Raw genomic sequence first — 6,716 nt, 5'->3', positions numbered from 1 at the left:
TTTTTTTTGATTATTTATTTTTTACTACAGAATTTACTCAAAATGTTTTCTTTAGAAAAAATTCTATTGTATAATCCTTAAAAAAGGGGATTGTTATTTGTAAAAAAATTTCAGGGGCGATAACGGAGTGATCGCCGTCACAAAAAAACGAGTCAGAGGAGATACATAAATGGAAGAATCAGTCCATACTTTTCATTTTTAAATGAAAATCAACACTTAGCTTATCGCTTGTTTTAATCATTCCTCCCAATTTGCGGGGCGGTACTAAATTAAAATCAGAGAAATTAACATCTCGTGTTCCAAGTAAATGAATTATCTTCTGGCCATCCTGGCTTATCTGGTAATTAACTTCAAAGCGTTTGCGAACGCCGGCTATTTCAATAAACACCCAGCCGGTTACCGGCTCCGGCTTTGTTGCAAGATCAGGAAGTTTGTTTAAAGTTAAAAAGCTGATATGAAGCACGGGATACTGGTCCTGCTTTAATGTTTTACGCAGATCGTGCGTCATGATCGCATTATGGCAATCGAAGCTTTTAACATTCAGGTTGATGGTGCCTGACAGCAAAACATCCTTATTGCTTTTGTTTACAGTGATGGTATCGACTTGATCATATGACGGGATCTCGCAAATAAATGTATTGATATTAGTACTGCCGTTAACCCTGAGGTTGCTGTTTTCGCTGATCACCCATTTTTTTATTTGGGGCGATGTGTTCCGATCACCCCGGGAAATAAAACTGGTGAGCGTGATGAGGATCAAAAAAGACCATGTAACGTTTTTGAACAGCATTGCCTTAAACTTTTCAGGGATTAATTTTTGCAAATACTACTCCGGCGATGACGGCCTGCACAAAACCGTACAAGAACCAACTGATGACGATGGGCAGGGTAATATCCAAAGCGCTGAAGGAAATCCACATTATCGGCAATAGCGCGATAATGGCATAAACGAAACCGAATTCTAAACCTCTTAAGATAGAGTGGCCTTTAAAAAGTGATTTAAACCTATCCCAAAACCAGGAGAGGGCTAAACTGATAATAAAGGCGTGCATGTAGAAAAGGACGTCCCGGCTGCCGTCGGAGTTAAACAGCGGGCCGTTGTATTCAATAAACAGGGTTGGAAAAAACCTGATCGCGAGGAACAGGCCACCATAGCTGATGATAAATAAAATTACACCGGCTATTAATCCCGAAATTAGAATTTTCTTCATTTTTTCAAATTTGATTTTGAAGTTACAAACTTCCGGTTTGATAAGGGCACAATAAATGATCATTATCATTTACTCAAATGACAAGCGGCACAATTTATAAAGATGATAAATTGAAGATGTGAAGCAGCAGGTCCACAGATAACGGCATTACCCTGTGGCGGGGGCCAATGTTGAATTGAGGCTTAACCCCGCATCAAAATCAGGAAAACGGGACTAGCAACTTAGGGCTCAGGACTATTGACTTAACAAGCCAGGTAATGCATCTCGCTGGCTGTTAGTTTGTTTACCATATCCTTTAAAATGGCACGGGCGCGGCAAAGGTTGGTCCGGGATAAGAGCTCAGTGATGCCCAGTTGATTTCCAATTTCCTGGTGCGAATACCCTTCAATAGCGTAAAGGTTGAATACAGAACGATAGGTTTGCGGTAACTTTTGTATCATTTTCAGCAGGTCCTTAACCTCCAAACCGTGCGCATTATAACCATTACTGAAAGCATCGTTATCTTCGGCAAAATCATCCACCAAAACCATTGGCTTTTGTTTGCGGTAACGCGATATGGCACAATGCACCATAATACGGCGGATCCATCCTTCCAGGTTCCCTTCGCCGCGGTATTTATGCGCGTTGTTAAACATTTTGATAAAACCCTCCTGCAAAATATCCTGGGCTTCGTCTTTATCATGGGCATAGCGCATACAAACGGCCAGCATCCGGGGCGCTAAAGTTTTATATAGCAACTCCTGCTGCTTACGGTCGTTTTTTAAGCAGCCTTCCCACATTTCAGCTAATCGTATATCGGTGCACATCATCGTTGTGTTTTTGCGCTACTATGCCAATATTGATACCCTAAATTTAAATATTTGATTTCCAGCAAATTGATATTTTTAACACCCTACGAAAGTGTTCGTTTTCGTACGGTTGGTGCATGATGGCGGACGTTTTTGACCCATCCGGGAACTCCTGTAAAAATATTACCCTATAGGCGCGGCAAATACTTGCGCTCTCCTATTAGTGTATCAATTGTTTTTTGACTTTGTTAAAAATCCAAATAAAAAGCAGCGATTTTATAAAAAAACACAATAACTTAGTGTAACAAACCGGGTTTCTTCACCGTCTTAGTTTTATTGAGAAAAACATTCTAATTTAGCTTTCATTTAACTGACCTCTTAACGCACAATTTATGGTAAAGAAACTTTACTTTGCTTTTCTATTATTTTTTTCCTGTTCAGCTTTCGCACAAAAAACCTATATCCAATGCGGGCGGCTTATTGATGGCGTTTCAAATACCGAACAAAAAGGTGTAACGATCATTATTGAAGGCAATACCATCATAGATATAAAAACCGGGTATTTCAACGGCGATGCAGGCGACAAAGTAGTATACCTGAAAGATAAAACAGTGATGCCCGGCCTGATCGATTGCCACGTTCACCTTGAGGATCAATTCAGTAAGAACACACTTTTAGAGGGTTTTACTTTAACCGATGCCGATATTGCTTATCGTGCAGCCGTTAACGCCAAAAAAACGCTGTTGGCTGGCTTTACCACCGTGCGCGATCTTGGCGGCAGCGGGGTAAATATCAGCTTACGCAATGCCATCAACCATGGCTTAACTGACGGGCCGCGGATAATTACCGCCGGCAGGGCCATCTCCGCCAGCGGCGGCCATATGGATGGATCGGTAGGTTTCAGGGATGATGCCTTTAACCATAAAATGGGCCGGGATGACGGCGTTGCCGATGGTCGGGATGAATTGATTAAAGCTGTTCGCCTGCAAATAAAACGCGGCTCGGATGTTATTAAAATAGCATCCACAGGCGGCGTACTGGACCTGAGCGAAAACAGTTCGGGCGCCGAGTTTACTATTGATGAAATTAAAGCAGTTGTTGAAACTGCAAAAGACTACGGACTGCGGGTTGCCTGCCATGCGCACGGTGCCGAAGGTATCCGCAGGGCAATATTGGGTGGTGTAACATCTATAGAGCATGGCACTTTTATGAATGATGAAGATATGACGCTGGCAGTAAAATACGGCACTTACCTGGTGCCAACTATTATTGCCGGTAAATCCGTGTCTGATTCGGCCAGTATCCCGGGCTTTTTTCCGCCGGTTATAGCACGCAAAGCCATTGAAGTTGGCACGCGCATGCAGCAAACCTTTGCCAGGGCCTATAAATCGGGGGTAAAAATTGCCTTTGGTACCGACGCCGGGGTTTTTGCTCACGGAAAAAACTACCTGGAGTTTGGTTATATGGTTGATGCCGGGATGCCACCAATGGACGCCATAAAAGCAGCCACAACCAGCGCCGCTGACCTGCTGGGCATCAGCGATAAAACAGGCAGCATTACAAAGGGTAAACTGGCAGATATTATTGCTGTCGAAGGTGACCCGCTTACTGATATTAAAACAATGAAAAACGTTTCCTTCGTGATGAAGGATGGAAAAATCTATAATCAATAAAAACTTATGTTAACATTTAAAACACTTTCGACTTTTATCTTTTCGGGACTCGTTACCGGGATGGCTGTTTCAACGGCCCACGCCCAGGCGCCTGCTAAAGCGGATGATCCGCTGATGAAGATCTATCGCGCAACGCCACCCAAGATCAATGACCTTGTACACACCAAACTTGATGTGCGCTTTGATTACAAGAAACAGTATATGTATGGTAAAGAATGGGTTACCCTGCGCCCGCATTTTTATCCTACCGATACCCTTCGCTTAGATGCAAAAGGCATGGACCTGAACAATATCTCCGTTGTAAAGAATGGGAAGAATTATCCGTTAAAGTTTAAATATGACGATAGTCTTACCGTGGCTATTCAGTTGGACAAGGTTTATCAGAACAACGAGACCTACACCATTTATATCGATTATACAGCAAAGCCAAACCAATTAAAAACAAAGGGCAGCGCGGCTATTAACGATGCCAAAGGCTTGTATTTTATTAACCCTGATGGCGCGGTGAAAGATAAACCAGTACAGATCTGGACACAAGGCGAAACCGAAAGTTCATCAGCATGGTTTCCTACCATTGATAAACCTGAGCAAAAAACAACCGACGAGATTATCATGACCGTTCCGGCTAAATATGTTACGCTGTCTAACGGTCGCCTAGCTTCTCAAAAGTTAAATGGCGACGGTACCCGTACCGATGACTGGAAAATGGAATTGCCACATTCCCCTTATTTGTTTATGATGGCTGTGGGCGACTTTAAGATCTATCATGACCACTGGCGCAACAAAGAGGTAAACTATTATCTGGAGCCGAAATATGCCCCTTACGCCAAACAAATATTCGGGATGACCCCAGAGCTTATTGAGTTTTATTCGAAAACTTTAGACTATCCCTTTGCGTGGAACAAATATTCACAGATCGTTGTACGCGACTATGTGAGCGGTGCCATGGAAAACACCAGCGCTACCCTGCACGGCGATTATGTACAGGAAACCCCGCGCGAACTGCTGGATGCTAATTATGACGCGGGCCGCAGCACCATTGCTCATGAGCTTTTTCACCAATGGTTTGGTGATTTGGTAACTGCTGAAAGCTGGAGCAACCTTACGGTAAACGAATCTTTTGCTGATTTTAGCGAAATGCTTTGGGCGGAACATAAATATGGTAAGGATGAAGCCGACGCGCACAGCTATACCGCACTGCAGAATTATTTGGGCTCTCCGGATGCCAGTACAAAAGATCTAGTACGTTTCCATTATGATGATAAGGAAGATGTGTTTGATGTGGTAACCTATCAAAAGGGCGGCCGTATTTTAAATATGCTACGCAATTATTTAGGTGATGCTGCATTTTTTAAAGGCCTGAACATCTACCTTAAAACAAACCAGTTTAAAAACGGCGAGGCACAGCAACTACGCCTGGCCGAAGAAGAAGCCAGCGGGCTGGACCTGAACTGGTTTTTTAACCAATGGTATTACGGTGCGGGCCACCCGGTGTTAAACATCAGCTATAAATGGGACGAAGGCAGCAAAACCGAAACCGTTTACTTGCAGCAGACCCAGGATGGACAAACGTTTAAATTACCTTTCGCGGTTGATATCTATGCGGGCGGTAAAAAGGAACGCCATAAAGTTTGGATGAATGATAAGGCCGATACTTTAACCTTTGCTGTTGCATCAAAACCCAACCTGGTAAACGTTGATGGCGACAAAGTGCTTCTTTGTGCAAAAAGCGATAATAAATTGCTGGAGGAGTTTGAGTTCCAGTATTTCAATGCGCCCTTGTATCTTGACCGTTTTGAGGCCATAAATGCCGTATCCGGCAGACAATCAGATAAAGGCGCTCAAAAAGTAATGATCGCTGCTTTGAAGGACAAATATTACGGTTTGCGTATAAAGGCCATCAAAGCGTTAAATATGAGCAATGATGAAGTACGTAACGCGGCATTGCCGGTATTAACATCGTTGGCTCAAACAGATGAAAATACATTGGTTAAAGCAGCTGCAATCACCGCATTAGGTAAGCTTAAAGCCTCAGGTAATATGGACATTTTTAAACAAGCATTAAGCAGCCAGTCGTACGCGGTGCAGGGTGCAGCTTTAACTGCCATCAACCTGCTTGACCCAAAACAGGCGCTTCCGTTGGCGAAGGGTTTTGAAAAAGACAATAAAGGGCCGCTTACACAAGCAATCATCACCGTATATTCCATATCAGGAGGCAGCGATGAATGGCCGTATGTTCTTAATGCATTTAATGAACAGGGCCCCCAGGGTAAATTTGGTATGGCAAGGAATTTTGCCGCCATGACGGGTCATGTAGACAATCCTGTATATGCCCAGCAGGGGATAGCTGCATTTAAAGACCTTGGCATCAAATACAAGAAATTTGGTGTGGCGCCTTTTGTCAATGGCTTGCTTGCTGATATAAAAGCACAGCGCATTAAACTAAAAGACGATGCCTCAGCTAAGGCGGCAGATGACGCTACACAGGCTATTAACGACGCAAAATAAATTTAAAACAGGCGCAATATTTTGCGTTCCTTAAAAAGCAGAAGCCGGCCTGTTTTGGCCGGCTTCTGCTTTTTAACATAGTTCCATTCAAATTAACATCTCGTTAACATTTTTATTTTGGCGGCTATGCCTATATTCGTATGAATTGAACCGTCATGAAAAAAACCTTGCTTATTATCTGTTTCATGGCTGCCGGGTACCACTTAAAAGCGCAGCATTTTTTTCAGGTTAAACCTGCTGATAATATCAGCAAATGATCTTTTAAATCAGTTAAAAGTTAAACCAAATACCGATTTCAAGTTATTTCAGCCGAATACCAATCTTTACCAACCGTTGCTGCTTGCAGATTTCAGCGTTAAAAAATCAAACGTTGATCATATGCCGATCGCCGTATTAGCCGGCAATTCAAATATGTTCGTAGTTAAGTTAGGCGGGTATTATGCGATGCCAGTAAAAAAGATGGGTACAGAAGAAACAATCATTGTTGAGCGCCCGGGACTTCCGGGTTTGCCAACCCTTAGTAAACCCTGAGCTTA

General features: G+C 43.0%; 6 protein-coding genes. 3 read left to right on the top strand and 3 right to left on the bottom strand.

The window, feature by feature from the left end:
* Nucleotides 1-178: 178 nt before the first annotated feature.
* The 3 genes from QZY09_RS06325 to QZY09_RS06315 form a co-directional block, all read right to left on the bottom strand.
* A complete protein-coding gene (locus QZY09_RS06325) occupies nucleotides 179-823 on the bottom strand; it encodes a YceI family protein (protein WP_295669717.1) in 645 nt (214 codons plus the stop codon).
* On the bottom strand, nucleotides 804-1,211 hold the full coding sequence (locus QZY09_RS06320) for a hypothetical protein (protein WP_295669714.1): 408 nt from the start codon (nucleotides 1,209-1,211) through the stop codon (nucleotides 804-806). The genes QZY09_RS06325 and QZY09_RS06320 overlap by 20 nt, the downstream gene beginning before the upstream one ends.
* A gap of 242 nt (nucleotides 1,212-1,453) precedes the next feature.
* On the bottom strand, nucleotides 1,454-2,020 hold the full coding sequence (locus QZY09_RS06315; protein ID WP_295669710.1) for a sigma-70 family RNA polymerase sigma factor: 567 nt from the start codon (nucleotides 2,018-2,020) through the stop codon (nucleotides 1,454-1,456).
* Between the two features lie 371 nt (nucleotides 2,021-2,391).
* Between QZY09_RS06315 and QZY09_RS06310 the strand changes: the two genes are divergently transcribed.
* From QZY09_RS06310 to QZY09_RS06300, 3 genes are all read left to right on the top strand, one after another.
* On the top strand, nucleotides 2,392-3,672 hold the full coding sequence (locus tag QZY09_RS06310) for an amidohydrolase family protein (RefSeq protein WP_295669707.1): 1,281 nt from the start codon (nucleotides 2,392-2,394) through the stop codon (nucleotides 3,670-3,672).
* Nucleotides 3,673-3,678: 6 nt separating this feature from the next.
* Entirely contained in the window at nucleotides 3,679-6,180 is a 2,502-nt protein-coding gene (locus QZY09_RS06305) for a M1 family metallopeptidase (RefSeq protein WP_295669704.1), read from the top strand.
* Between the two features lie 333 nt (nucleotides 6,181-6,513).
* On the top strand, nucleotides 6,514-6,711 hold the full coding sequence (locus tag QZY09_RS06300) for a hypothetical protein (RefSeq protein WP_295669701.1): 198 nt from the start codon (nucleotides 6,514-6,516) through the stop codon (nucleotides 6,709-6,711).
* Nucleotides 6,712-6,716 lie beyond the last annotated feature (5 nt).

The organism is uncultured Mucilaginibacter sp., from assembly GCF_903913935.1.
Lineage (GTDB): Bacteria > Bacteroidota > Bacteroidia > Sphingobacteriales > Sphingobacteriaceae > Mucilaginibacter.
This window is presented reverse-complemented; position numbering and strand designations above follow the sequence as displayed.